Below are 26,063 nucleotides of genomic sequence, written 5' to 3'. Positions count from 1 at the left end.
CGTTCAATCTTATTTTTTCTTATTGTCAATTACTGCTTTTATAAAGCTGATGAACAAAGGGTTAGGCGATACTACCGTGCTGTTGTATTCAGGATGGAACTGTACACCCAGGTACCATTTCTTTCCGGGAATTTCCACAACCTCTACCAGTCCCATGTCCGGATTTGTTCCGGTACACTTCATTCCATTCTTTTCGAAATCTTCCTTATAATCACCGTTGAATTCGAAACGATGGCGATGACGCTCCTCTACCAGCTTCTTTCCATATGCTTTATACACCTGCGAACCTTTTTCCAACTCACACTTATAGGCTCCCAGACGCATTGTCCCACCCATATTTGTGATATTCTTTTGTTCTTCCATCAGGTCAATAACTTTAAATGGTGTATGAGGATTCATCTCCGTTGAGTTAGCATCCTCAAGTCCCAGTACATTGCGGGCAAATTCGATAACCATACATTGCATACCCAGACAGATGCCGAATGTAGGTACATCGTGTTCACGGGCATATTTCAACGCCTGAATTTTCCCGTCCACACCGCGCTGCCCAAATCCCGGAGCAACAACTATGCCATCCATGGAACCAAGCATCTTTTCCACATTGTCTGCGGTCAATTTGTCAGAGAGTATAAAATGCAAATCAAGCTTGCGATCATTGTATATCGCTGCCTGCAACAACGATTCATTGATAGATTTGTATGCATCCGGCAGTTCGACATATTTACCGACCAGTGCGATACGAACCGTCTCTTTGGCATGTTTTTTCTTATCAAGGAAATCGCGCCAAGGCTGCATTACCGGTTTATCACCGATAGGCATACCCAGTTTACGCAACACGATTTCGTCCATGTTCTGCGCCTGCATATTCAATGGCACTTCATATATTGTAGGCACATCTACTGATTGTACAACGGCATCTACTTCTACATTACAGAACAATGCCACCTTTTTCAGTATGTCTTTATTCAACGGATGCTCGGTACGGAGAACCAGCATATCGGGCTGCACTCCTTCCGACTGCAACTGCTTCACAGAATGCTGTGTAGGCTTTGTTTTCACCTCTTTTGCCGCTGCAATATACGGCACATAGGTAAGATGTACGCACAGGCAGTTTTTGCCTAACTCCCAACGTAGCTGACGTACACTCTCAATGAAAGGCAGCGACTCTATGTCGCCTACTGTGCCTCCGATTTCGGTAATTACAAAATCGTAGTCATATCTTGTGCCCAGCATTTTGATGTTACGCTTTATCTCATCTGTGATGTGAGGCACGATCTGCACCGTTTTTCCGAGATAATCACCTTTCCGTTCTTTGTTTATCACATTCTGATAGATACGTCCTGTGGTGATATTGTTGTCCTTATGTGTAGGCTGATTAAGGAAACGTTCATAGTGACCAAGGTCCAGGTCTGCTTCGTGGCCATCAACAGTCACATAGCATTCTCCATGTTCATATGGATTCAGAGTTCCGGGATCGATGTTGATGTATGGGTCCAGTTTCTGGATTGTCACTTTATAACCCCTTGCCTGTAGTAGTTTACCTAACGAGGAGGCTATAATACCTTTACCTAAGGAAGATATAACTCCTCCTGTTACAAATATATACTTCGTATTAGCCACGACTTTTCGTTTTATATTTTTTAGACTCTAAAAAGAAAGCACAAAAGTACAAAAAATATTTAGATACATTGTTTAATTTTTGTCTAACAGTAACCATTAAGATTCCTATTCACATAAATTAAATATCTTGATCGGGATATTTTTATTACTTTCGTAGCAGTAAAAAATCATGATAGACCAAGGTACAATAGACCGTATAATGGACGCTGCTCAAATCGTTGATGTAGTGTCGCAGTTTGTCACCCTCAAACGAAGGGGGATAAACTTTGTGGGCTTATGCCCTTTCCATACAGATAAAACGCCATCGTTTTACGTTTCCCCTGCCAAGAACATTTGCAAATGCTTTGCCTGCGGCGAAGGTGGTACGGCCGTTCACTTCATAATGAAGCACGAGCAACTCTCGTATTACGAAGCATTAAAATATCTGGCTAAGAAATATAATATAGAAATACAGGAACGCGAATTCACCGATGAGCAAAAGCAAGCATATAACGAACGTGAAAGCCTCTTTATCCTCAACGATTATGCGCGGGACTATTTCGTCAACACTCTCCACAACCATCTCGAAGGTAAATCCATCGGATTAAGCTACTTCAAAGAGCGTGGTTTCAGAGAAGATATTATAGAAAAGTTTCAGTTAGGCTATAGTCTCGAACAGAGAGATGCCTTTTCTCAAGAAGCATTAAAAAACGGATATAAAGAAGATTACCTCGTAAAAACAGGACTAGCTATAAAAAGCGAGCATAACAACCAACTGATCGATCGTTTTCGTGGCCGTGTCATGTTCCCTGTACACACGCTATCGGGCAAAGTAATTGCATTTGGCGGACGTATACTTAAAAAAGCTGAGAATACAGGTAAATATGTCAATTCACCCGAAAGTGAGATATACCATAAAGGAAATGAACTATACGGCATTTTCTTCGCTAAGCAGGCCATAACCAAGGCCGACTGCTGTTATCTGGTGGAAGGCTATACCGATGTTATTTCCATGCATCAGGCAGGAATAGAAAACGTTGTCGCATCTTCGGGGACAGCATTGACAAACGGGCAAATACGGCTGATTCACCGCTTTACGGACAATGTCACGGTTATTTATGATGGTGACGCCGCGGGAATAAAAGCAGCATTACGGGGGATAGACCTGCTCCTCGAAGACGGTATGAATATCAAAGTTATACTACTGCCCGACGGGGAAGACCCGGATTCCTTTGCCAAGAAACAAAATGCGGAATCGCTGACCAACTATATCAAAGCCAACGAGGTCGATTTCATGCGTTTCAAGACAAAGCTATTGCTGGAAGAAGCCGGTAATGATCCCATCAAACGCGCCGCCCTTATTTCCGATATAGTAAACAGTATCTCCATTATACCCGACAATATTATACGCACAGTCTACATCAAAGATTGCAGTATCCTGCTGGATGTAGATGAGCGTATTCTGGTACAGGAAGTGACCAAGAAGCGGCTGGCCTATCTGGAAAAAACAGCCCCGCAAAAAATGGAAGAAGAAATGCGGGCTGTCCATAATGACTTGTCGCAGCCGATAATACACAGCAAAGCTGTAGTTAAGAAAACTCCGATAGACAAATTCGAACTGGCTATCCTTTACTATATAGTTCGCTTCGGTATGGAGATAATGCTGGAGGGAGGGGATGAAAATCCCGTTACGGGCGACATGCCTACTACTGTAATAGACTGGGTGAAATTCGATCTTCAGCGCGATGGCTTCTGGTTTACCAATCCTCTATATACACTGATGCTGGAAGAAGCGATAGAACGATCGGTAGATGAAACGTTTATTCCTGCCCGCTATTTTTTGGCACACACCGATGCGCAGGTTAGCAAGATAGCAGCCGAACTGGTTAGCGACAGGTATCAGTTAAGCAAACTGCATATCAAACAATTCGGAGAAAATGCAAAGAAAGAAGACACCCCGCTTGCCGAAGAAAAGCATTTAGGGAAAGATGTTCCGCGCATAGTCACAGAGTTGAAGAATGCATACATAACCAAGAGGATAAAGGAGATAAAAGATGAAATGGCTGTTAAGCAAAAAGAAGGAAACTGGGATACAGCCATAGAACTGATGCAGCAGATAAAAGAACTGGAAGAAGTGAAAAAAGCACTGGCAAAGGCTCTCGGAGAACGGATCATCCTGAGGTGGTAATTGCACGAATAATAACACAGGCACTATATCGTTACTATATAAATGAAAAAGAATTCCTATGAAAACATCTTTGAGACTACTGATTATTTCGATCATAATACTGATAAGCAGCAATGCAAATGCACAATTCTTTGTAGAAAAACAAAAGTATATCACCTTTCAGATAAGAGGAGGAATGAACCTCTCCAATGTTTCGGCCTGGAAAAATGAATACGGGTTCAAGAGCGGAAAAGTCAGGTTCGGATATAACTTCGGTGGTATTGCCGATATTACCCTGGGTAATGATGTTTACTTACAGACAGGACTTAGCTTTACCACCAAAGGAGCGAAAGTGAATAGGCTATCTACAACGGCAGGAAATATGGAGGCAAAAATGGAGGCGATGTATATCCAGCTACCCATCTATTTCACATATAAGTTCAACTTCCCCAACAATACCCATTTCGGCTTTGCCATGGGGCCGTATGTCGCTTACGGAGTCGCGGGAAAGACAACATTGACCACGCTCGACGGCACTCCCCAAAGTAATAAAGGCAATACTTTTGCCGGTGACGGGCTATGGAACAGACCCGATGTAGGACTGGGAATAGAATTACAGGCCGAATTATCGAGATTCGTTTTCATTATCGGCTCCGATACGGGCTTTACCCGAATATGGAAAAGAGATATGCTAAATGACAATCTCAAAGTGAGAAACAATAGTGTCTATCTCTCGTTGGGGGTAAAGATATAAAGTAGCATATTTCTGTTGCCATCTGGAGATTATTTATACTTCAGCCATTTCAGCATTTCCATAAAAGAAACCTTCTTGCCATACATCAGTATTCCGACACGGTATATTTTAGCTGCCAGTTTTACCATCAGGACTGATGTGGCAAACAATAATGCAACAGACAATGCCAGTTCCCACAAAGGTATCTCGAACGGAGCGCGGACCATCATTACCACAGGCGACGTGAATGGTATCAATGAACACCAGAATGCCATAGCCCCTTCCGGATTGCGGGCGGCCGCGAAGCCTGTATAAAACGCTACCATCAGTATAATCATAACAGGCATGATAAGTTGCTGGGCCTCCTGCGAATCATTCGCACCCGAACCGAACATGGCGAACAAGGATGCGAACAGGAGATATCCCCCTGTAAAATAAAGGACAAGACATATTGCAACCTGTACCCAGTTGATGCTGAAAAAGCCGTTAAGGAAAGAAGCCATCTCAACATTGCTGCTTTTCATTAATGCCATTGCCTGTTGCGTGTCCACAGAAGCACTCATATCCATGTTGATACCGAAGATCATCTGAATAGCAATCATTACACCTCCGCCTATAACAAGCCATACAACCAGTTGAAGAAGCCCCACAAGCCCGACTCCTATTATTTTACCCATCATCAGGTCGAAAGGTTTAACCGAAGAAATAATCACTTCGATTATACGGTTGCTTTTTTCCTCTACCACACTCTGCATCACCATAGAACCGTACATCATGATAAAGAAAAACATACAGAAGGTGAGAGCCATTCCGGCAACAGTAGCTATTTCGCCGAGAGTTTCCGTTTCTTTCCCTGTTTCATCCCAGCGGATAGTAGAGATATGAATTTTATCTTTAGATTTCAGTATTTCCTGCAAATTAGTTACTACTTGTGGTTCAAGATTACTCTCTGAGGTAAAATCGTCAATTTTTTTATTCCTTACCGCTTCGGTCAATACATCGTTTATGTATGCAGTCAGCTCGCGGGGAGGTTGTTGTTTTTCCGAGAAGAATGTAACCGCGTTGGGATTCTGATTCAAATCTCCGTTTATTTGCAACAACGCTGTACCCTTTTCCTTACCTGTCGCCGTACTGTCAGCGGCGGATACCTGTACAAATTCATAGTTTTTGGACGATTCCAACAAGCCGGAATACAATCCTGTATTATCTATTACATAAACCTTCTTTATATCATCATTGTCACTGAGCATCATCAATATAGTAGGTAATGCAACAACTGCGGCAAAAAGGAAGGGGGTCAATAATGTGGTCAGGATAAAAGCCTTTGTCTTTACCCTGGAAGAGAATTCTCTTGCTATAATTAATTTCAATGCTTTCATTCGGCTCGTTTTGAGAAGGTCGCAGACCTGTTTATTACTTTTGTTGTAAAACAACAATCGCAGGTTAGATTTGATAATATATTGTTAAACTTCATCTATTGCTTACTGCTTGAATAAAAATATCATTCATGGAAGGCAATTCTTCCTCAAAAGAAATAATCTCATATTTCCGGGCAACTTCCTGTAGCAGATCGGAGTTGGACGCATCATCATTCCGCTGAATGCGTACTTCCACTGAGCTTTTATCAACAGACTGTGACAATATGGTAAAATGGACAGATTCCAGATCGAAGCTATCGCCTGATACATTGAGCTTGAAAATGTGTTTTCTATATTGCGCACGTATCTCTTTCACATTACCCTGCAAAACAACCTTCGATTTATTGATCAGGGAAATCTCGTCACAAAGCGCTTCCACCGATTCCATATTATGGGTGGACAGGATAATTGTCTTACCCTTTGCTTTCAGTTCGAGAAGTTCATTTTTAAGCAACTCTGCGTTTACCGGGTCGAATCCGCTGAAAGGTTCGTCAAGGATATACAATTCAGGTTCGTGTATTACAGTGGCAATGAACTGTATTTTTTGCTGCATCCCTTTCGATAACTCTTCTACCTTTTTGTTTTCCCATGACAGAATATCGAACTTGCGAAGCCAATGCTGGGTTTTCTCGTGCGCATCTTCAACAGACAGACCTCTCAGGCGGGCGAGGAAAATAATATGCTCCCCTACTTTCATCTTCTTATACAGGCCTCTTTCTTCGGGGAGGTAACCTATATTAAAAATGTCATCGGCAACAGATTCCCTGCCATTGATAAAGACTTTTCCCTGATCGGGAGCTGTTATTCTGTTTATTATGCGGATAAGAGACGATTTGCCGGCCCCATTCGGCCCCAGTAATCCATAAATACAGCCTTTGGGTACCTGCACACTTACTCCGTTAAGGGCGGTATAGTCTCCGTACTGTTTTACGATATCCTGCGTTTCAAGATACATCATTCTGATCTATATTAATTTGCTTAAATTACTCTACCTTGTTAGTCGGTGAATATTCTATAAAATCACAAAAGAATAAAAAAATAAAGAGATATGCGAATATATAGTTACGAATTTAGAGTAAAGGGAAATTGGTAACTATAATCATTCATTGTTTTTCACATCAGTTAACCATGTATTGTTAAAACCTGACACATCTGACACTTTTTTCACTGCTTTCATCTTGTTATTTTTATGTCTTTTAACTATGTTTGGTTAAAAGGTAACAAAGGTAACAGTTTTATGGCTTTGTAGGGGCGAATAAACATTCGCCCACAATGAGTATCGGGCGAATAAACATTCGCCCCTACAGTCTTTACCAAAATAGCACCTTTTTCAGTTAACGGTTAACAACTCGTACCTCATGCCTTGTCTACTCGTACCTATTTCAAAAAGGTAACAAAGGTAACACATGTTTCAGTTAAGAGTATTTTTACGCGAAAACGCAGAGGCTAACTCATCACTTACTTATTCCAATACTTCAAAGAACGATAGGCTAACAGCGATTAGCTCACTATATAGATAAACTTTTTTAAAAAGAGTAATTTTCGTGTGTTTGCCCTAATTACTTATCTTTAAAAGCTGTCTCCTCCGGCAAAAAATTGTACTTTTGCAAAACCATTATTTTTTGCATGCATGATATTAGAGCGTTTATCCATACTTAACTATAAGAATATAGAGCAAGCCGAGCTTACTCTGTCGCCCAAGATAAATTGTTTCCTGGGAAGTAACGGTATGGGAAAAACCAATCTGTTGGATGCGATCTACTATCTGTCGTTCAGCAAAAGCCACAACAACCCTATCGACTCTCAGAATATACTGCACGATGCAGAATTTGCTGTTATACAAGGCTGGTATGAAATCGGAGATAAACAGGAAGAATTCTTTTGCAGTCTGCGCAGAAAACAAAAAAAGCAATTCAAGCGGAACAAGAAAGAGTACGAGCGGTTATCGGACCATATCGGTTTATTGCCGCTGGTAATGGTTTCGCCTTCCGATACCGAACTGATAAACGGAGGTAGTGACGAGCGACGCAAGTTTATGGATTTGTTCCTCTCGCAATTCGATAAAGAATATCTGTACTCGCTTATCCGGTACAACAAGGCTCTGCAACAGAGAAATGCGTTGCTGAAAGTGGATGCCCCGGTCGATGACACCCTTCTCGACCTTTGGGACGAGCAACTGGCCAATGAGGGAAAGATTATCTATAGGAAGAGGAAGGATTTTATCGATAAATTTATTCCTACATTCCAGAAGTTTTATGATTTTATCTGTTCTTCGAACGAGAAGGTGGAGCTGAAATACGAATCCCATTTCGAAAATCCCGATTTCCCGGAATTGCTTAAATCAAGAAGGCAGAGGGATAAAATTTTAGGTTATACAACTGCCGGCATACATAAAGATGATCTGGATATGCAGATGGACGGCTATTCTATTAAGCGTGTTGGTTCGCAGGGACAGAATAAAACGTATGTAGTGGCATTGAAGCTGGCGCAGTTCGACTTCCTGCACAAAGCCACTGAGACTACTCCTGTATTATTGCTGGATGATATTTTCGACAAACTGGATTCGTCCCGGGTGGAGCAGATTATTAAACTGGTACTGGACAAAGATTTCGGGCAGATATTCGTAACCGACACTAATCGTGAGCATCTGGATGAAATACTCTCACGCACAAACAGCAACTATCATCTGTATGAAGTAGAAAAAGGCGAAGTAATCCAAAAGAATATTGCGCTATGAGAAAACGGAATACGGAAAGTATAGGGGAAGTGCTAAGGCAGTATTTTGAGGAAAATCAATTTATAAAGAGAAAATTAGCCGAAAGCAGGGCTGTTACAGGCTGGCCGAGATTGCTTGGCAAGATGATTAATTCATATACGACAAACATTTACCTGCGAAACGGTGTTCTTTATGTGTCTTTGAGTTCATCCGTTCTCCGTTCCGAATTAATGATGGCAAAAGACAGGCTTATAACTAAATTGAATGAACATGCGGGTATGCATGTAGTAAATGATATCATATTCAGATAAATCAAGAGCCTGTTTAAATTTTAGCGAAAATTTCTCTAAAGGCTCTTAAATAAATCTTAGCTGCTTTTTTATATTCTTTTGAGCGCCTTTTTTACTTTTTCCTTTTGATTTAGCCCGCTAAATCCGCAAGGGAAAAATCAAAAAATACATCTCAAAATAATTATAAAAAAGTTCAGCTATAAAATTTAAACAAACTCTAAAATGAAAGAAATAAAACCCGAAACGTTTAAAGAAACACTTCCTATTCAAATCCGCTTTAGTGACATAGATGCTTTAGGGCATATCAATAACAATGTGTATTTCAGTTATTTCGACCTCGGCAAGACTACATATTTCGAGACAGTAAAAGGAAAATCCGATATCAGCTGGACAGACGGCCTGATTGTGGTCGCTCATATCGAAGTCGATTTCCTTTCCCCTGTATACTACAGGGAAAATATAGTTGTAGACTCGAAAGTCACCAAACTGGGAGATAAAAGCGGAGTATTCCTCCAGCAAATAAGGAATGTAAAAAACGGAGAAGTGAAATGCCGTTGCAAATCTGTTTTCGTAACATACGATGCGCACACACAGGCGTCGATGCCTATTCCTGATACTTGGCGAAAGATTATATCGGAGCATGAAGGACTGGAAGAAGAAAGAGTGCTGTCCGAATAATGAAAATAAACGAGGGTGTATCAATAAATTTTGATTATGCCGAGTCTCGAAAAACGACTAATGTAATTCAACGTTTATTTATAGCATTGTTCCTGCTAGCGAAATATTATATTCCTTCTCCATATATTTAAAGAACATATATAACTTATACTCGACCTCCATATTATACTCGATTTCTGAATTATAATCTACCTTACTCTCATAAATACGAGAATCATAAATAGACGGAAGGCTACACCGGGTATTCCATTCCGAAGTCATAACTGCATTTCTCGCCTTTAGTGTAAATGGAGAATAAAACTCTATTGGCTTTTGTATGGCTAAGAATGCCTCGTAACCTGCATCGAAAACAATAACCTCATATTCTTTTAAGCCTTCCAAAGTTTCTTTTTTATTAAAGTTGGTTGTGATTATTATATAATCCTTAAAAAGCAAACCAGCTATACCAGCCTGTTCCTTTTTTATTATAGATATAGATTTGATTGTATTTGGATCTACTCTGCAAACGCTATCACGATCTATTACCAGACCATCAATAACAAATACAGGCTTGGGAAGATTTTTGACTTTTGTCCTTTTCGTTTCAGCGTATCCTACTGGTAAGATCTTTGCATGAGATAAATGCGTAAAATCCGGCACTTTATTAGAAGATGATAATACGTCTACCGTTTTCATTTTTACAGAAACAGCTATGTCTTGTTGTCCAAAACAACCTAAAGAAGCCAGCATTAATATTACCAATAAATGCTTTTTCATAAAAACTGGGTTTATTATTATTTATCAAATATAATGAAAGTAATCCATATCCCATCTTATGCAACTTATCCTTTTTTTAAGAAGTTTTTTAATTTGACAAACAAAAACAAAGCACGCCTAATCAATACTTTCAGTGTTTTAACTATCTTTGCACCCAAATGTATAAAAAACAACCGTTTAATAAACGATTATTATCATATACCAGTTTCAACTATGAAGAGATATAACCTGATAAACAACGTCTTTGGTTGGTTCAGTTTTGCTGTAGCCGCTATTGTTTATTTAATGACCATCGAACCTACAGCCAGTTTTTGGGACTGTGGCGAGTTTATCACGTCAGCCTTTAAATTAGAGGTAGGACATCCTCCTGGGGCACCTTTCTTTATGCTTACAGGTAAGTTTTTTACATTGTTCGCTTCTGATACATCACAGGTGGCAATGATGGTAAACAGTATGTCGGCATTGCTAAGTGCTGCTACTATCCTGTTCCTTTTCTGGACAATAACCCACCTTGCTAAAAAACTAATATACACGGACAACGAACAGGAAATGTCTTTAGGACAGCTTATCGCTATCATCGGTTGCGGTCTTATCGGGGCTCTGACATATACGTTTACCGATACATTCTGGTTTTCGGCTGTGGAAGGAGAAGTTTACGCCTATTCATCTATGTTTACCGCGCTGGTTTTCTGGCTGATACTGAAGTGGGAAAACAGAGCGGACAAGGAAGGGTCTGACAAATGGCTGGTAATTATAGCTTATGCCATGGGATTGTCTATCGGTGTCCATTTGCTCAACCTGCTGTGTATCCCTGCCATTGTACTGGTATATTACTTTAAGAAATCGAAAAATGTAAGTCTTAAAGGTACATTAATAGCTTTGGCGGGCTCCCTGTTTCTGGTTGTAATACTGATGTATGGTATCATTCCGGGCTTTACCAAAGTAGGTGGTTGGTTTGAAAAACTATTCGTAAACGGATTCGGATTCTCTTACAACACAGGAGCTCTTACATATATACTATTGATAGTAATATCTATTATATGGGGACTTTATGAGACCCTTTCGGCCAAAGGCAGCCTGGGGAGAGCCAAAGTGGCATTTATAATCTGTATGGCTCTGAGTGGCGTTACTTTTATCGGGGATAATATTCTGCTATGGATAGTATTGTTTGGCGGACTTATAGCATTCTTTGTTCTTTACAAGAAAGTCAATTTCAGATTTCTGAATACGACGATACTTTGCCTGATGGTAATCCTGATAGGATATTCGTCGTTTGCACTTATTCCTATACGCTCCATTGCCAATACTCCGATGGATCAGAACTCTCCGGAAAATGTATTCACATTGGCCAGTTACCTCAACCGTGAACAATATGGAGACAGACCATTGTTTTATGGCAAGACATATGCTTCTTCCGAAAAAAGAGACGCCAATGGCCGCCTCGAACCACCTGTGAGTGAAAAACAAAGTTTTGATAAGGTTGTGAAAAAATCACCAGACCAAAAGGACGAGTATGTGGTAACAGGTACTATCCCTACTTATGGTTATACCAATACAATGTTGCTGCCCCGCATGTATTCTACCGAAGACAGGCATCTGCTCGGCTATCAGATATGGGCGGACATAAAAGATACTTCCGTACCTCCGACAATGTTCGAGAACCTGAAATTCTTCTTCGATTACCAGCTGGATTTTATGTACTTCCGCTATTTCATGTGGAACTTCTCCGGACGTCAGAATGACATTCAAGGACACGGAGGTCCTAGTAACGGAAACTGGATAACAGGAATCAGCTTTGTGGATGAATTGCTCGGACGTGGTCCTCAAGGCAATCTGCCTCCTGATATAGCAGAAAACAAAGGACATAACAAATACTATATGCTGCCTCTTATACTCGGGATTCTGGGTATAGCATTCCAATTGACAAGAGGGAAAAAGGGAGAGCAGCAATTCCTGGTTACATTCATGCTGTTCTTTATGACCGGTATCGCCATTATCATATACCTCAACCAGCAACCGATCGAACCGCGGGAGCGTGACTATGCATATGCAGGCTCGTTCTATGCGTTCTGTATCTGGATAGGATTCGGGGTCGCATTTCTCTGGCGTCTGTTGAAGAAAGTATTACCGGAAACTCCTGCCGCCGCCATAGCAACTGTAGTTACCGTATTGGTTCCTATACAAATGGCGGGACAGAACTGGGACGATCATGACCGTTCGGACAGATACACAATGCGTGACTTCGGGATGAATTACCTGCGTGGTTGCGAACCGAACAGTATTCTGTTTTCGATGGGAGATAACGATACATTCCCGCTGTGGTATGCTCAGGAAGTAGAAGGATTCCGCACCGATGTGCGTGTATGTAACTTAAGTTACCTGCAAACCGACTGGTATGTGGATCAAATGCGCCGTCAGGCTTATGATTCATCTCCACTACCGATAGAATGGGAAGAAGACCGCTATCATGGGGATAAAGGACAATCGGCTTATGTATTCACTAAACGTGATATAGAACGTCTGTTGGCCCGTGACTTACAAAATACGAAAGAGTCATCAGCATGGGCGGGAAGAGTCAATTACGCAGACTATTATGATACTCAGGCATTCAAAGACACAATGGAAGTGAGCGAAGTTCTGAACATTCTGAAAACGATGGATAACTACGCTCCGCGCAATCCGTATGTTGAGAATGGGATAATAGTTCCTTCAAGCACTTTCAGAATGCCAATCGATGAATCGAAAGTAGACTGGAATGCATTGGGAACAAGACCAAAACCTGAATTTATATTCAATCTTGGCGATAATAAAGGTGGCATATATCGTCAGGAAATGATGATCATAGACATGTTGTATAATATTAATAAGGATGACTGGAAGCGTCCTATCTATTATGCCGTAACCATTGGCGAACCTCCATTAAGGCTTACCACCCAGTCGATGCTCGAAGGTATCAATTACCGCATCACACCGGGAGTTGTAGACAGCACGGGGGTAAATACCGAAGTGATGTTTGACAATATGGTAAACAAATACAAATGGGGAGGCATCGAAAATCCGAAAGTATATCTGGATGAAAACAACCTGCGCATGTGCCGTACATTCCGTCTGATGTTTGACCGTTTGGTTACAGCCCTGTTGATGGAAGGAAAGAAAGACAAAGCTTTACAGGCTTTGGATAGATGTATGGAAGCAATTCCGGCTAATACAGTTCCTCGTGGAGGAGAATCTGTTTCATTCGCCGATGCATATTATGAACTCGGGCAACCGGAAAAAGCACAGAAAGTAATTGATGAAATTCTGTACCGGGTCGATGGTAGCCTGCAATGGTACGCTAGTATGAAGCAGAGCCTTATGATTAATTGTACCTCCGAGATCAGAGACTTGGTGAACACTGAAATCCAGATATTGGATACATATCAACGTTACGATAAGGCTAAATATGAAGCATATCTGGAAAAAGTAATGGCCAACGCTGAACTGTTCATGAGCAATCGGGTTAGCTTTAGTGACAGAAGCCATCCGCTCGACTATCTGATGCGTATCTTGATGAGAGGTTTGTATATGACCGAAAGCGATACAGCCCTTCGCAAAGATGCGGAGGCTAAGATCGAACGTATCGGAGGAATGATGCAGAAATATAAACCTGAGCTTTTACAAAAATATTATAGCAAATAAAATAAGGTAGATAAAGGATTTTCGGGAATACCCCGAAAATCCTTTATCTATATGTTCGTCATGTTTATAGAACAACCGCCATTTATATACCGTATGCTCTTTCCCGGAGCATTTTGGAGAAAACCTGTTGAAGGTGAAAAGACAATATATCTCACGTTTGACGACGGGCCAATACCCGAAATCACACCGTGGGTACTCGACTTGTTGGATAAATACAACATCAAGGCTACTTTTTTCTGTGTTGGCGATAATGTAAGGAAGTATCCGGATATTTATAAGATGGTACTAGGCCGTGGCCACCGGGTAGGCAACCATACATTCAACCATATCCAGGGGATCAGAACGTTCTCGAAGAGATATCTGAAAAATACGAAGCTGGCATCGGAATATATTGAATCAGACCTGTTCCGCCCGCCTCACGGACATATGAGGATACCGCAGTTCTTCACTTTACGAAGATACTACAAAATCGTTATGTGGGATGTCGTAACACGGGATTACAGTAAGTTGATGACTCCTGAGAAGGTATTGGAGAATGTGAAAAGGTACACCCGCGACGGCTCTATAATAGTATTCCACGATTCATTAAAAGCCGAGAAGAATATGAAATATGCCCTGCCCCGTAGCATAGAATGGCTGAAAGAGCAAGGCTATACCTTCAAGTTGCTATAAATCTGGTTGTTATTTCGTTGTGGTAAAGGTTGCCGGATATTCTACAGGATATAACTTTTCTCCACCCAACAGACGGATATAAGTAGAAAACTCCCGTTTACCTTCCTTTAATTCTATCACCCGGCATCCGTTCTTTCCAAGATTATTGTACTCCGTATTTCCTCCTGAGAAACGGCCATATGCAAGATATATATCATGGTAATTACCGATGTAATCATTATCATGGTCGTGACCTACAAATGTTCCCATTACATCCCCTGCCTGACGCATGGCTGCAAACATACCCGTATTTAACTTGCCATTGCATTCTTTTTCTTCTTTACTCCCTATTAACTGATCATATTTTTCAGCCTTCATCTGAGGATATTCAGCTAGTGGAATATGGAAAAAGGCCAGTGCAGGATAAGGAGCTCCTCCGTTCTCTTTTGTATATGCGGCACTTTGATTACTATACCATTCTATCTGGTTAAAGGCAAACCAATCGTAAGTACCTAAGCCTTTTATCGGAGTATACGCACCTGAATCGAAGAAATAGAGGATTGCACTATTCTTGTTTTCATACGAGGACTTTACTTCCAGTACATAATTGCCTACACCCTTCAACGATTTATCTCCGGCTTGGGCCAGACAGAAAGGTTTATTCACAGTATAATCCATTAGTTCTGCCCGGGACATTCCATGTTCATCATCGTGATTTCCGAAAATATATGCCCACGGTATCTTTCTTTCAATAACAGGGTTGAAAATATCATCAAGTCCCTCTGTTACAGGTTTTGCATAAATAATATCTCCTGTGAAAACAACCAGGTCAGGCTTCTCTGTATCCAATACTTCATTTATCAGCTCAATGGCAACAGCAGAAGCCGGATTGTTTTTTTGATAATGAATGTCGGTAAACTGTATTATCTTAAAATTTCCGTTTTGATTAAATTTTAACGGTATACTCTGGGATTGGATAAATAATGAAAAAAGAAATAATTGGGCAATAATTAAATAGCGCATGGTTTCCGTTTTTTGAAGTTTTAAATAATCATCTAAGATAAAAAATATAAATGATTATTTGTTCGTTTCATTTTTTTTATATCTTTGCAAAAACAAAAAGAAAGTAGAATGAATTTTCAATCAACAAATGCATATTGGTGGTGGCACTCTCAACTCAAAAAGTCGTGAGCTAATCCGGTATGTATTAAAATGAAAATTTATAAAGATACAAAGCCTGTCGTAACTCACGATAGGCTTTTTTTATGACAAGAAAAATAAAACAAAATATACAATGAAAAAATTTACAGTTGACTCAAATGGTTTTTATGGAGATTTCGGAGGAGCTTATATCCCTGAAATACTTTACGACAATGTGGAAACATTAAAGAATTCATATTTAGATATTATAGATGATCCATCTTTTCGGAAAGAATATGAAGATTTGCTCAAAGACTACGCCGGTCGTCCTTCTCCCCTTTTCCTAGCGAAAAGACTCTCCGAAAAACATGGCTGTAAAATATACCTGAAACGGGAAGACCTTAATCACACAGGTTCCCATAAAATAAACAATGCGATAGGACAAATCCTGATTGCGAAACGTATGGGCAAAACCCGTATCATTGCGGAAACGGGTGCCGGACAACATGGTGTAGCCACTGCAACAGTATGTGCGCTGATGAATCTGGAATGCATTGTGTATATGGGGGCTACAGATGTGGAACGCCAAAAATTGAATGTACAAAAAATGGAGATGCTGGGAGCAAAAGTAGTTCCTGTAACCAGTGGCAACATGACTCTGAAAGATGCTACAAATGAAGCCATCCGCGACTGGTGCTCCAATCCTTCCGATACATACTATGTGATAGGTTCTACTATCGGCCCTCATCCTTACCCTGATATGGTTGCACGACTGCAATCTGTTATCAGTGAGGAAATTCGCAAACAATTACTTGAAAAGGAAGGCCGCGAGACACCTGACTATGTAATGGCATGTGTGGGTGGCGGTAGCAATGCCGCAGGGACAATCTACCATTTCATAGATGAACCGGATGTGAGAATCGTACTTGCCGAGGCTGCAGGTAAAGGCATAGATTCGGGTGAATCGGCTGCTACTATCCATTTAGGAAAGCTAGGTATCATACATGGTTGCAAAACGCTGATAATGCAATCGGAAGACGGGCAGATCGAAGAGCCTTATTCCATTTCCGCCGGACTTGATTATCCGGGTATCGGTCCTATACATGCACATTTGGCACAGACAGGACGTTCGGAAGTATTAGCCGTAACGGACGATGAAGCGATGCAGGCTGCATTCGAACTGACAAGGCTGGAAGGAATCATTCCGGCTATAGAATCCGCTCACGCATTGGGTGCTTTGGATAAAATGAAATTCAAAGCGGAAGATGTTGTTGTGCTTTGTCTCTCAGGACGTGGCGATAAGGATATGGAAACGTATATAAATTATAAAAGTCTTTAATCATGCACTACAAGATAAACGTCAAAACTAAAAACCTCCTTGCAGACATGCAGACACCTGTCGGCATATATCTAAAGGTTAGAGATATATATCCCGAATCGGCTTTACTCGAAAGTTCCGATTATCATGGTGGAGAAAACAGTTTTTCATTCATTGGGATTAGTCCTATCGCCCGCTTCAAGGTAGACAATAATGAAATAACTTATACATACCCTGATAATACGACAAAAGAGGAAACTTTATCAGAAGGACAAAAACTAACGGATAAATTCCACGATTTTATAGGCCAGTTCGATGTGCAGGGTGAAAACAAGACAAATATAAACGGATTCTTCGGTTATACATCATACGACGCAATCCGGTATTTTGAGGCCGTTGACCCTATTAATAATAAATTAGACAATGCCGATATTCCTGAGTTTTACTATATTCTGTATCGCTTTATCCTCGTCATCAATCATCTGAAAAATGAATTGACCATCGTTGAGAATGTTGTTGAAGGAACAGAAGAAAAGACGCTTGAGTTAGAAGCCATTGTAATGAATAATAATATAGCCTCATATAACTTTGAGGCCATCGGTACCGAGCAATCCATGATCAGTGATGAGCAACATCAGGAAATGATACGGAAAGGAATAGCCCATTGCAAACGGGGGGATGTGTTCCAGATTGTCCTTTCACGTTGCTTCACGCAGAAATTTGCAGGAGATGACTTTAAAGTATACCGTTCCTTGCGTTCCATTAATCCTTCCCCATACTTATTTTACTTCGATTTCGGTTCTTTCCGTATCTTCGGTTCTTCACCCGAGACACATTGTAAAATAACAAAAGGGAAAGCATATATAGACCCCATCGCAGGGACTTATTTCCGCACTGGTGACGATGAAAAGGACCGTATATTATCAGAAAACCTGCTGAAAGACGAAAAGGAAAATGCCGAACATGTCATGCTTGTCGACCTTGCCCGCAACGACCTCAGCCGCAATTGCCACGATGTGAAAGTGGATTTCTATAAGAATGTACAATTCTATTCACACGTTATCCATTTGGTTTCACGTGTGAGCGGTATAGTAGACAATGACAGGAATAACATTTCTGTTTTTGCAGACACTTTCCCCGCAGGAACTCTTTCCGGTGCACCTAAGGTAAGAGCCATGCAACTGATACGCGACATAGAGAAGCAAATGCGTGGAGTCTATGGCGGCTGTATCGGGTATATCGGATTCAATGGCGACCTCAATCAGGCCATTACTATCCGTACTTTCCTTAGCCGTAACAGTACGCTTTATTATCAGGCAGGAGGAGGAATCGTTTCCAAATCAAATCCTGAAACAGAGGTCATGGAAGTGAAAAATAAACTGGGAGCACTGGCCAAAGCTGTGAAAGCAGCAGTAGAATTAAGGAATTAATGTAGCCATTAGCTGATAGCCGTTAGCTATTAGCTACAAGGAATAAACAATGATTATAGTAAAAAAGCTATCAGCTAACGGCTAATAGCTAAAAGCTTTAAAATATGAAAATATTGATTTTCGACAACTACGACTCATTCACATACAACCTCGTTCATTTGGTTAAAGAATTAGGTTTTACTGATGTGGATGTATATAGAAACGATAGAATTGCTTTGGAAGATATTGTAAAGTATGACAAGATAATTCTTTCTCCCGGGCCCGGCATCCCATCCGAAGCCGGATTGCTTCTGCCTCTGATAAAAGAATATGCGGGAAAGAAACCTATACTTGGTGTTTGCCTGGGACATCAGGCAATAGGAGAAGCCTTTGGTGCGAAGCTGTCCAATCTGGAAGATGTTTATCATGGGGTTGCTACGAAAATAGAGGTGATAAAACCCGACTATTTATTCGAAGGACTGGACAGAGAATTGGAAGTAGGCCGCTACCATTCATGGATTGTCGACAAGGAAGGCTTACCCGGCTGTATAGAAGTTACGGCCGTAGATAATAACGGACAGATAATGGCGCTCCGACATAAAGAATATGATATACATGGAGTCCAATTCCATCCTGAATCGGTACTGACGCCCGCAGGAGAAATAATAGTAAGGAATTTTTTAAACAACTAATTATAAATTAAGTTGACAAGTAAACAAGATACGAGTAAACGAGTTAATTATTTAACCGATACTGCTAATTGTTGACTGTCGACTGCTAACTGAAACATATCATGAACAAGAAAATCCTTTTAAGCGAAAATGACATTCCAAGGAGCTGGTATAATATTGTAGCGGATATGAAAAACAAGCCGCTGCCGCCACTTCACCCGGGAACAAAAAAACCGTTAGAAGTAAGTGACTTAGAACCAATATTCGCGACAGAACTTGCCAGGCAGGAATTAAACGATACTGACCGCTGGATAGAGATCCCCGAACCAATAAGGGAATTATATAAAAATTACCGCCCTACACCATTGGTACGTGCCTATGGCTTGGAAAAGGCGTTGGATACTCCCGCTCATATCTATTTTAAGAATGAAAGTGTCAGCCCAGTAGGTTCGCACAAACTGAATTCGGCAATAGCACAGGCATATTACTGTAAAGAGCAGGGGATAACAAATATTACAACTGAAACCGGCGCAGGGCAATGGGGCGCGGCCTTATCATATGCGGCAAATCACTTTGGTCTGGATCTGGCTGTTTATATGGTAAAGATAAGCTATCACCAAAAACCTTACCGTCGCTCGATCATGCAGACATATGGCGCGGAGGTTATAGCATCGCCAAGTATGAGTACCAAAGCAGGTCGTAAGATTATTACAGAAAATCCGAATTATCAGGGTAGTCTTGGTACTGCAATTTCCGAAGCGGTAGAACTGGCTTTAAATACTCCAAACTGCAGATATACCTTAGGCAGTGTGTTGAATCATGTATCGCTTCACCAGACTATTATCGGTCTGGAGGCGGAAAAGCAAATGGAAATGGCAGGAGAATATCCGGATGTGGTAATCGGCTGCTTTGGAGGCGGTTCTAACTTCTCCGGAATTACGTTTCCATTCTTGCGTCATAAACTCACCGAAGGAAAAGATATCCGTCTTGTGGCGGCGGAACCGGCGTCATGTCCGAAATTAACCCGTGGTAAATTTGAGTACGACTTTGGGGATGAAGTAGGATATACCCCTCTTCTGCCGATGTACACTTTAGGCCACAATTTTGCTCCTGCAAATATCCATGCCGGAGGACTTCGTTATCATGGGGCGGGAACTATCGTCAGCCAGTTGAAAAAAGACGGATACATAGAGGCTGTGGATGTGAAGCAACTGGATACATTCGAGGCCGCCGTATTATTTGCTAAATCGGAAGGTATAATTCCGGCTCCTGAGTCCTCTCATGCCATTTATGCGGCCATTCAGGAAGCATTGCAAGCAAAAGAAGAGGGCAGACAAAGAACAATCCTGTTCAACCTGTCGGGGCATGGGCTTATCGATATGGCTTCTTATGACCGTTATTTCGATGGCGAATTATCTAACCATGAGTTGAGCGACGAGGAAATTGCCAAAACAACGGATACATTGGAAAAATTAGTATGAAAATAAAGCTATTAACCATTAGCCGTTAGTTTCTTATTATAAGCTAACAGCTATTGGCTAATAGCTAAAAGCTAGCAAAATGAAACAGATACTCAACAGGCTTTTCGAACATCAGTACCTCAACCGCACCGAGGCAAAGGAAATACTGACCAATATGGCAGCAGGCAACTATAATGAATCCCAGATTGCCGCGTTTATCAGCGTATTTCTTATGCGGAGTATCAGTGTAGACGAATTCCTCGGATTTGCAGATGCACTGCTGGATTTGCGGGCAAATGTAGACGCACTGGCCGCATACAACCCGATAGACATTGTAGGTACGGGCGGCGACAACAAAAATACCTTTAATATATCCACGCTTGCCTGTTTCGTTACGGCCGGGGCAGGATACAAGGTGGCCAAGCACGGTAACTACGGGGCTACCTCTGTCAGTGGCGCATCCAATGTGATGGAACAACACGGAGTGAAATTCACCGCCGATGTCAGCAAGCTGGAAGAGTCGCTCGATAAAACCAATATCGCTTATATGCATGCCCCATTGTTCAACAATGCCCTGAAAGTGGTTGCGCCCGTTCGCAAAGCACTGGGAGTACGGACATTCTTCAATATGCTGGGACCTGTTGTAAATCCTATAAAGCCCAAAAGAACGGTATTGGGCGTTTTCAACCTGAAAATGGCGCGGTTGTATTCCTACATGTACCAACAGACCGATGTCGATTATTCTATCGTACATGGTTTAGACGGATATGATGAGATCTCACTAACGGGGGATTTCAAGATAATCAATAAATTTGAAGAGAAAATCTATACTCCCGAACAGGTCGGATTTGACCGTTGTCTGGAACTGGAACTGGATGGAGGTAATACTCCCGAAGATGCTTCAAAGATCTTCGACAATGTTATCAGCAACGCGGCAACCAAAGCTCAGACAAATGCCGTGATAGCGAATGCGGCAACAGCAATACAAACTATAAATCCGCAACTTTCTTTCGAAGGTGCGATAGCTGAAGCACGTGAATCGTTAGAGAGTGGAAAAACAAAGGAAACATTCTTGAAGTTCCTGACGTTAAATACATAACTGTTTTGGTATGAAATCACAGAATGAAGTCCGGCATTGCTCTCTCGACGAAGTAAGGATGAACATTGATAAAATAGATGCGGAACTGGTCCGATTGATTGCAAAACGTAGTAAATTTGTATCACAAGCCGCCCGGTTCAAACAATCGGCGCAGGATGTTGTTGCTCCAGACAGGGTAAGCTCCATAATATCCAAAGTGAGAACTCTGGCCGAAGAATCCGGACTAAACCCTGTGGTGGCAGAGAAAGTGTACAGGGCTATGATAAATGCGTTTATCAATGAGGAATTAGCCGAGTTTGATTCTTTATATAAAGAAATAAAGCAGTCATATTATTAAGATGAAAAAAGTACTGATAATTAACGGCCATCCCGACAAGGAAAGTTTCTGTTTCGGATTGCACCAAAGCTACAAAAAGGGCGCTTTAGAGAAAGGTAATGAAGTAAAAGAAATTATCCTTACGGATATGATCTTTAACCCTATACTGATGTATGGTTACCGTAAGCGGACAGAGTTAGAGCCTGATTTGCTGGAAGCATGGGAAAAGCTAAAATGGGCAGAACATATTGTATGGATTTACCCTACATGGTGGGCGTCACCTCCTGCTCTACTGAAAGGGTTTATAGAACGTATTTTCCTCCCGGGATTTACATTCGAGTATCAGGAAAAGTCGCCGTTTCCCCAAAAGCTGTTTACAGGAAAAACTTCCGAAATAATCAGTACAATGGACGCTCCTGTCTTCTATTATAAATGGATTGTAAAAGACATTGGAGGAAAGATGATTAGGAAAGATATCGGAGCATTCTGCGGAATAAAGAATATCCGGACTACTTATCTGGCAACAATAAAAACATCGACTCCCGAACAGCGGGAAAAATGGTTGAACAAAATAGAGCTTATCGCTCGTAAATAATGGAAGATAACAAACAAACAATATCAAAAGGACGCATACGGATAGCAATCTTCTGCCTGTATTTTTGCACAGGACTATGCTTCTCGAGTTGGGCGAGCCGCATCCCCGACATTAAAACAACATTAGGACTGGGAGATGCAGCATGGGGTACAATCTTGCTGATGATACCAATAGGGCAAATATGCGGAATGACAATTTCCGGCCTGCTTATTTCGAAAGTCGGAAGTAAGAAGATATTGCCTATAGCTCTTATAGGATATGTAGTAGCCCTGCTATTTATCGGATTCTCGGCCAGTGAATATGCACTGATTATCAGCCTTATTGTTTTCGGTTTCTTCGGAAACTTCTGCAATATATCAGTCAATACGCAGGCGGTAACTCTGGAAACGACTTACAACAAACCTATTATGGCATCCTTTCACGGAGGATGGAGTTTCGCCGGACTCACTGGTGCCAGTGTCGGGTTACTGATGGCCTCACTCAAACTATTACCTATCTACCATTTTGCGATAATCGGACTACTTGTCTTTATTACGCTAATCATTAACAGACCGTTTTTGCAGGCAGACCTGAAGAAAGAGAAAGACCCAGCGCAGGCAGCCAATAAGAAAAAAGACAAACCCGAAACATTCCTTTTCCTGTTAGGAATAGTCGCATTTTGCGGAATGGCAGCAGAAGGAGCCATGTCGGACTGGAGCGGACTTTATCTTATCGATGTGGTAGGCACTCCAAATCATCTGGCGCCAATAGGATTGGCCGCGTATATGATAACCATGGCATCGGGTCGTTTCCTGATAGATAAAGCAACTCAGAAGTGGGGAAGAAAAAGGGTTATACAAACAGGAGGAATCCTTATATCTGTCGGTCTGTTTACTGCAGTTGCTTTTCCTCATTTTATAACTACCATTATTGCATTTATGATTATAGGTTTCGGAACGGCCGGAATCGTTCCTACCATATACAGCATTGCCGGACAAAAGACTAAGATACCGACAAGTATTGCCCTGACAATCGTATCCAGTGTCAGCTTTCTCGGATTCCTCATGGGGCCGCCACTTATCGGTTATATTGCCAGTGCTACAAACCTCCGCTATTCCTATGCATTGATAGGACTGTTCGGAATATGTATAGTTGTATTAGCTTCGACTATTAAGATACTCAAATATGATAAGGTTGAACCACGTAAAACAGACATAAAATGAGCAACATATTAGATAAAATAATCGCCAACAAAAAGATAGAGGTTGCCAGGCAAAAAATGCTGGTTTCTATCGGTGAAATGGAGAAAAAGATTGCAGATATCCGCATCAACTCGTTTAAGGGTGCATTGGCAGAATCACCGACCGGGATCATCGCCGAATTTAAACGCCGCTCCCCATCCCGCGACTGGATATTTAAGGATGCTGAAATCTCCGATGTTATTCCACTTTACTCAAAAAACGGAGCGAGTGCTATATCAGTCCTCACCGACATGGACTTCTTCGGAGGCAATCTCACCGATCTGGTACAAGCAAGAGAATTAACCCAAACCCCTCTGCTGAGAAAAGACTTTATGATCGATGAATATCAGCTTTATCAGGCAAGACTGGCAGAAGCCAGCGCGATACTTCTCATTGCTTCGGCATTGACTGTACAGGAAACGAAACAACTGGCGGTAAAAGCAAAGGAGTTAGGTCTCGATGTATTACTTGAAATACACAGCGAACAGGAGTTAGGCCATATCAATGACAAAGTAGATGTAGTAGGTGTCAACAACCGTAACCTCGGCACCTTCGCCACTGATGTGCAGATATCATTCAACCTGGCAGATAAAATCCCCGGCGAGTTTGTCAAAATATCGGAAAGCGGTATTTCACAACCTCAGACAGTAATTGATCTCCGGCAGGCCGGATATAAAGGATTCCTCATGGGTGAGAACTTTATGAAAACCGGTAATCCGGGCGAGGCTCTCGAAGACTTTATAAAGCAACTGGCATGAAGATAAAAGTCTGTGGGATGAAGTTTCCCGGTAATATAAGGGATTTGTCCAAACTTCCGGTCTGTTATATGGGAATGATATTCTATGATAAATCGCCACGGTTTGCCGATGGGCTGACATTTGCCGATGTAAATATATTGCCGTCTCATATCCAGCGTGTAGGTGTATTCGTCAATGCAGACATTGATTTTATCATGGAGAAGGTGAATAAGTACAATCTCGGCCTCGTACAGCTACATGGCTCCGAATCTGCCGCTTTCTGTAAAGAACTGGATAAAACGATACCCGTCATTAAGGCTTTCAATGTTTCGGACATCTCCGACTTTGGCCAGACAAAGGTATATGAAGATGCGTGCAGTTATTTCCTCTTCGATACAAAGACTCCTCAACATGGAGGCTCGGGACTAAAATTCGACTGGCAGATACTGGATGCATATACAGGCAAACGCAATTTCTTCCTCAGTGGAGGGATTTCCGCCGGAGACACTGAAAGCATAAAAAAAATACAACACCCGAAGTTCTACGGAATCGACCTCAACAGCAAATTCGAGACAGAGCCGGGACTGAAAGATATAACACGATTACAGCAATTTATAAAAGCATTAGTACTATGAACAGGATCAAACAATTATTCGAAAAGAAACAGAAAGACATATTATCCATATACTTTACAGCAGGATTTCCCAATCTGAACGACACCTGCGATGTTATCCGCGAACTGGAAGCCAACGGCATAGACCTTATCGAAATCGGCATCCCGTTCTCCGACCCTATGGCCGACGGCCCTACGATTCAGGATAGCGGAACAATAGCATTAAAGAATGGCATGACGCTCAAAATCCTGTTCAGCCAGTTGATAGATATCCGCAAAGAGGTGAATATCCCCCTTATTATGATGGGCTACCTGAATCCCATTATGCAATACGGATTTGAAAACTTCTGCAAACAATGTAAAGAAACCGGTATAGACGGGGCTATTATTCCCGACCTCCCTTTCAATGATTACATCAATGAATTCAAACCCATTGCCGATAAATACGATATCAAAATAGTGATGCTTATCACGCCTGAAACTTCGGAAGAGCGCATCCGCCTGATAGATGAACATACCGACAGTTTTATCTACATGGTATCATCCGCTGCAACTACAGGCGCTCAAAAAAGTTTTGACGAAAAGAAACAGGATTATTTCCGCCGTATCAATTCCATGAACCTGCGCAATCCGCGCCTTATCGGATTCGGCATTTCTAACAAAGCGACATTGGATGCAGCACAGGCAAATGCCAGCGGGGCGATCATCGGCAGTAAGTTCATTACTTTGCTGAAAGAAAGCATTAATATAAAAGAGGCTGTAAAAAATCTCAAAGAAGTATTAAGTAAATAACCCCCGT

At 41.5% G+C, this 26,063-nt stretch carries 23 protein-coding genes; 18 read left to right on the top strand and 5 right to left on the bottom strand.

Annotated elements, in window-relative coordinates:
* Positions 1 to 9: 9 nt before the first annotated feature.
* Entirely contained in the window at positions 10 to 1,620 is a 1,611-nt protein-coding gene (locus IR083_RS10995) for a CTP synthase (protein WP_006801149.1), read from the bottom strand.
* 169 nt (positions 1,621 to 1,789) lie between these two features.
* Here IR083_RS10995 and dnaG point away from each other — a divergent pair, with 169 nt between their 5' ends.
* Together dnaG and IR083_RS10985 are read left to right on the top strand one after the other, a co-directional pair.
* The gene (gene dnaG, locus IR083_RS10990) at positions 1,790 to 3,787 is read left to right on the top strand and encodes a DNA primase (protein WP_194224363.1); all 1,998 of its coding nucleotides are present in this window, start codon (positions 1,790 to 1,792) and stop codon (positions 3,785 to 3,787) included.
* A 58-nt stretch (positions 3,788 to 3,845) separates the two neighbouring features.
* The gene (locus tag IR083_RS10985; protein ID WP_194224362.1) at positions 3,846 to 4,520 is read left to right on the top strand and encodes a porin family protein; all 675 of its coding nucleotides are present in this window, start codon (positions 3,846 to 3,848) and stop codon (positions 4,518 to 4,520) included.
* A 29-nt stretch (positions 4,521 to 4,549) separates the two neighbouring features.
* On the opposite strand, the gene IR083_RS10980 is transcribed toward IR083_RS10985, so the two are convergent.
* Positions 4,550 to 5,878 carry an ABC transporter permease gene (locus IR083_RS10980; protein ID WP_194224361.1) on the bottom strand — a complete coding sequence of 443 codons (1,329 nt, stop codon included), beginning with the start codon at positions 5,876 to 5,878 and terminating at the stop codon, positions 4,550 to 4,552.
* Positions 5,879 to 5,969: 91 nt separating this feature from the next.
* Entirely contained in the window at positions 5,970 to 6,875 is a 906-nt protein-coding gene (locus tag IR083_RS10975; protein ID WP_006801153.1) for an ABC transporter ATP-binding protein, read from the bottom strand.
* A 672-nt stretch (positions 6,876 to 7,547) separates the two neighbouring features.
* On the opposite strand from IR083_RS10975, the gene recF reads away from it, so the two are divergent.
* The 3 genes from recF (at position 7,548) to IR083_RS10960 (ending at position 9,601) form a co-directional block, all read left to right on the top strand.
* On the top strand, positions 7,548 to 8,654 hold the full coding sequence (gene recF / locus IR083_RS10970) for a DNA replication/repair protein RecF (RefSeq protein WP_194224360.1): 1,107 nt from the start codon (positions 7,548 to 7,550) through the stop codon (positions 8,652 to 8,654).
* Positions 8,651 to 8,944, top strand: coding sequence for a DUF721 domain-containing protein (locus IR083_RS10965; protein WP_006801155.1), 294 nt, complete (start codon positions 8,651 to 8,653; stop codon positions 8,942 to 8,944). The genes recF and IR083_RS10965 overlap by 4 nt, the downstream gene beginning before the upstream one ends.
* Before the next feature lie 201 nt (positions 8,945 to 9,145).
* A complete protein-coding gene (locus IR083_RS10960; RefSeq protein WP_006801156.1) occupies positions 9,146 to 9,601 on the top strand; it encodes an acyl-CoA thioesterase in 456 nt (151 codons plus the stop codon).
* Between the two features lie 78 nt (positions 9,602 to 9,679).
* Here the strand turns inward: IR083_RS10960 and IR083_RS10955 are convergent, their stop codons facing one another.
* Positions 9,680 to 10,357, bottom strand: coding sequence for a DUF6146 family protein (locus IR083_RS10955; RefSeq protein WP_194224359.1), 678 nt, complete (start codon positions 10,355 to 10,357; stop codon positions 9,680 to 9,682).
* 213 nt (positions 10,358 to 10,570) lie between these two features.
* Here IR083_RS10955 and IR083_RS10950 point away from each other — a divergent pair, with 213 nt between their 5' ends.
* Together IR083_RS10950 and IR083_RS10945 are read left to right on the top strand one after the other, a co-directional pair.
* Positions 10,571 to 14,035: a protein O-mannosyl-transferase family gene (locus IR083_RS10950; protein ID WP_194224358.1), complete on the top strand. Its 3,465-nt coding sequence runs from the start codon at positions 10,571 to 10,573 to the stop codon at positions 14,033 to 14,035.
* A gap of 60 nt (positions 14,036 to 14,095) precedes the next feature.
* Positions 14,096 to 14,707 (top strand): polysaccharide deacetylase family protein, encoded by a 612-nt coding sequence (locus tag IR083_RS10945; protein ID WP_194224375.1) that lies wholly within the window; start codon positions 14,096 to 14,098, stop codon positions 14,705 to 14,707.
* A 9-nt stretch (positions 14,708 to 14,716) separates the two neighbouring features.
* On the opposite strand, the gene IR083_RS10940 is transcribed toward IR083_RS10945, so the two are convergent.
* The gene (locus IR083_RS10940; protein WP_194224357.1) at positions 14,717 to 15,709 is read right to left on the bottom strand and encodes a metallophosphoesterase family protein; all 993 of its coding nucleotides are present in this window, start codon (positions 15,707 to 15,709) and stop codon (positions 14,717 to 14,719) included.
* Positions 15,710 to 15,980: 271 nt separating this feature from the next.
* Here IR083_RS10940 and trpB point away from each other — a divergent pair, with 271 nt between their 5' ends.
* The 11 genes from trpB to trpA all read left to right on the top strand — a co-directional run bounded on the left by trpB (position 15,981) and on the right by trpA (position 26,056).
* Positions 15,981 to 17,165, top strand: coding sequence for a tryptophan synthase subunit beta (gene trpB / locus IR083_RS10935; RefSeq protein ID WP_194224356.1), 1,185 nt, complete (start codon positions 15,981 to 15,983; stop codon positions 17,163 to 17,165).
* Positions 17,165 to 18,574: an anthranilate synthase component I family protein gene (locus IR083_RS10930; protein WP_410492865.1), complete on the top strand. Its 1,410-nt coding sequence runs from the start codon at positions 17,165 to 17,167 to the stop codon at positions 18,572 to 18,574. Before trpB ends, IR083_RS10930 begins: the two co-directional genes overlap by 1 nt.
* A 104-nt stretch (positions 18,575 to 18,678) precedes the next feature.
* Positions 18,679 to 19,245, top strand: coding sequence for an anthranilate synthase component II (locus IR083_RS10925; protein WP_194224354.1), 567 nt, complete (start codon positions 18,679 to 18,681; stop codon positions 19,243 to 19,245).
* A gap of 98 nt (positions 19,246 to 19,343) precedes the next feature.
* Positions 19,344 to 20,705: a TrpB-like pyridoxal phosphate-dependent enzyme gene (locus IR083_RS10920; RefSeq protein WP_194224374.1), complete on the top strand. Its 1,362-nt coding sequence runs from the start codon at positions 19,344 to 19,346 to the stop codon at positions 20,703 to 20,705.
* A 79-nt stretch (positions 20,706 to 20,784) separates the two neighbouring features.
* Complete coding sequence (gene trpD / locus IR083_RS10915) at positions 20,785 to 21,783, top strand: anthranilate phosphoribosyltransferase (RefSeq protein WP_194224353.1); 999 nt, start codon at positions 20,785 to 20,787, stop codon at positions 21,781 to 21,783.
* A gap of 10 nt (positions 21,784 to 21,793) precedes the next feature.
* The gene (locus IR083_RS10910; protein WP_194224352.1) at positions 21,794 to 22,120 is read left to right on the top strand and encodes a chorismate mutase; all 327 of its coding nucleotides are present in this window, start codon (positions 21,794 to 21,796) and stop codon (positions 22,118 to 22,120) included.
* Position 22,121: 1 nt separating this feature from the next.
* Positions 22,122 to 22,694 (top strand): NAD(P)H-dependent oxidoreductase, encoded by a 573-nt coding sequence (locus tag IR083_RS10905; protein WP_194224351.1) that lies wholly within the window; start codon positions 22,122 to 22,124, stop codon positions 22,692 to 22,694.
* Positions 22,694 to 23,896 (top strand): MFS transporter, encoded by a 1,203-nt coding sequence (locus tag IR083_RS10900; protein ID WP_006801169.1) that lies wholly within the window; start codon positions 22,694 to 22,696, stop codon positions 23,894 to 23,896. Before IR083_RS10905 ends, IR083_RS10900 begins: the two co-directional genes overlap by 1 nt.
* The gene (trpC, locus tag IR083_RS10895; RefSeq protein ID WP_006801170.1) at positions 23,893 to 24,672 is read left to right on the top strand and encodes an indole-3-glycerol phosphate synthase TrpC; all 780 of its coding nucleotides are present in this window, start codon (positions 23,893 to 23,895) and stop codon (positions 24,670 to 24,672) included. Before IR083_RS10900 ends, trpC begins: the two co-directional genes overlap by 4 nt.
* Positions 24,669 to 25,286 carry a phosphoribosylanthranilate isomerase gene (locus IR083_RS10890; RefSeq protein ID WP_194224350.1) on the top strand — a complete coding sequence of 206 codons (618 nt, stop codon included), beginning with the start codon at positions 24,669 to 24,671 and terminating at the stop codon, positions 25,284 to 25,286. The genes trpC and IR083_RS10890 overlap by 4 nt, the downstream gene beginning before the upstream one ends.
* The gene (gene trpA, locus IR083_RS10885; protein ID WP_194224349.1) at positions 25,283 to 26,056 is read left to right on the top strand and encodes a tryptophan synthase subunit alpha; all 774 of its coding nucleotides are present in this window, start codon (positions 25,283 to 25,285) and stop codon (positions 26,054 to 26,056) included. The genes IR083_RS10890 and trpA overlap by 4 nt, the downstream gene beginning before the upstream one ends.
* Positions 26,057 to 26,063: the final 7 nt, after the last annotated feature.

This window comes from Dysgonomonas sp. GY75 (assembly GCF_015234155.1).
GTDB lineage: Bacteria > Bacteroidota > Bacteroidia > Bacteroidales > Dysgonomonadaceae > Dysgonomonas > Dysgonomonas gadei.
The sequence above is the reverse complement of the archived record's forward strand: the minus strand, read 5'-3'. Positions and strand labels throughout refer to the sequence as shown.

Bases quoted from the DNA above. Each gene is read 5' to 3' on its own strand.
- dnaG (WP_194224363.1), top strand. From the start codon at position 1,790: ATGATAGACCAAGGTACAATAGACCGTATAATGGACGCTGCTCAAATC.
- IR083_RS10985 (WP_194224362.1), top strand. From the start codon at position 3,846: ATGAAAACATCTTTGAGACTACTGATTATTTCGATCATAATACTGATA.
- IR083_RS10980 (WP_194224361.1), bottom strand. From the start codon at position 5,878: ATGAAAGCATTGAAATTAATTATAGCAAGAGAATTCTCTTCCAGGGTA.
- IR083_RS10975 (WP_006801153.1), bottom strand. From the start codon at position 6,875: ATGATGTATCTTGAAACGCAGGATATCGTAAAACAGTACGGAGACTAT.
- recF (WP_194224360.1), top strand. From the start codon at position 7,548: ATGATATTAGAGCGTTTATCCATACTTAACTATAAGAATATAGAGCAA.
- IR083_RS10965 (WP_006801155.1), top strand. From the start codon at position 8,651: ATGAGAAAACGGAATACGGAAAGTATAGGGGAAGTGCTAAGGCAGTAT.
- IR083_RS10960 (WP_006801156.1), top strand. From the start codon at position 9,146: ATGAAAGAAATAAAACCCGAAACGTTTAAAGAAACACTTCCTATTCAA.
- IR083_RS10955 (WP_194224359.1), bottom strand. From the start codon at position 10,357: ATGAAAAAGCATTTATTGGTAATATTAATGCTGGCTTCTTTAGGTTGT.
- IR083_RS10950 (WP_194224358.1), top strand. From the start codon at position 10,571: ATGAAGAGATATAACCTGATAAACAACGTCTTTGGTTGGTTCAGTTTT.
- IR083_RS10945 (WP_194224375.1), top strand. From the start codon at position 14,096: ATGTTTATAGAACAACCGCCATTTATATACCGTATGCTCTTTCCCGGA.
- IR083_RS10940 (WP_194224357.1), bottom strand. From the start codon at position 15,709: ATGCGCTATTTAATTATTGCCCAATTATTTCTTTTTTCATTATTTATC.
- trpB (WP_194224356.1), top strand. From the start codon at position 15,981: ATGAAAAAATTTACAGTTGACTCAAATGGTTTTTATGGAGATTTCGGA.
- IR083_RS10925 (WP_194224354.1), top strand. From the start codon at position 18,679: ATGAAAATATTGATTTTCGACAACTACGACTCATTCACATACAACCTC.
- trpD (WP_194224353.1), top strand. From the start codon at position 20,785: ATGAAACAGATACTCAACAGGCTTTTCGAACATCAGTACCTCAACCGC.
- IR083_RS10910 (WP_194224352.1), top strand. From the start codon at position 21,794: ATGAAATCACAGAATGAAGTCCGGCATTGCTCTCTCGACGAAGTAAGG.
- IR083_RS10905 (WP_194224351.1), top strand. From the start codon at position 22,122: ATGAAAAAAGTACTGATAATTAACGGCCATCCCGACAAGGAAAGTTTC.
- IR083_RS10900 (WP_006801169.1), top strand. From the start codon at position 22,694: ATGGAAGATAACAAACAAACAATATCAAAAGGACGCATACGGATAGCA.
- trpC (WP_006801170.1), top strand. From the start codon at position 23,893: ATGAGCAACATATTAGATAAAATAATCGCCAACAAAAAGATAGAGGTT.
- IR083_RS10890 (WP_194224350.1), top strand. From the start codon at position 24,669: ATGAAGATAAAAGTCTGTGGGATGAAGTTTCCCGGTAATATAAGGGAT.
- trpA (WP_194224349.1), top strand. From the start codon at position 25,283: ATGAACAGGATCAAACAATTATTCGAAAAGAAACAGAAAGACATATTA.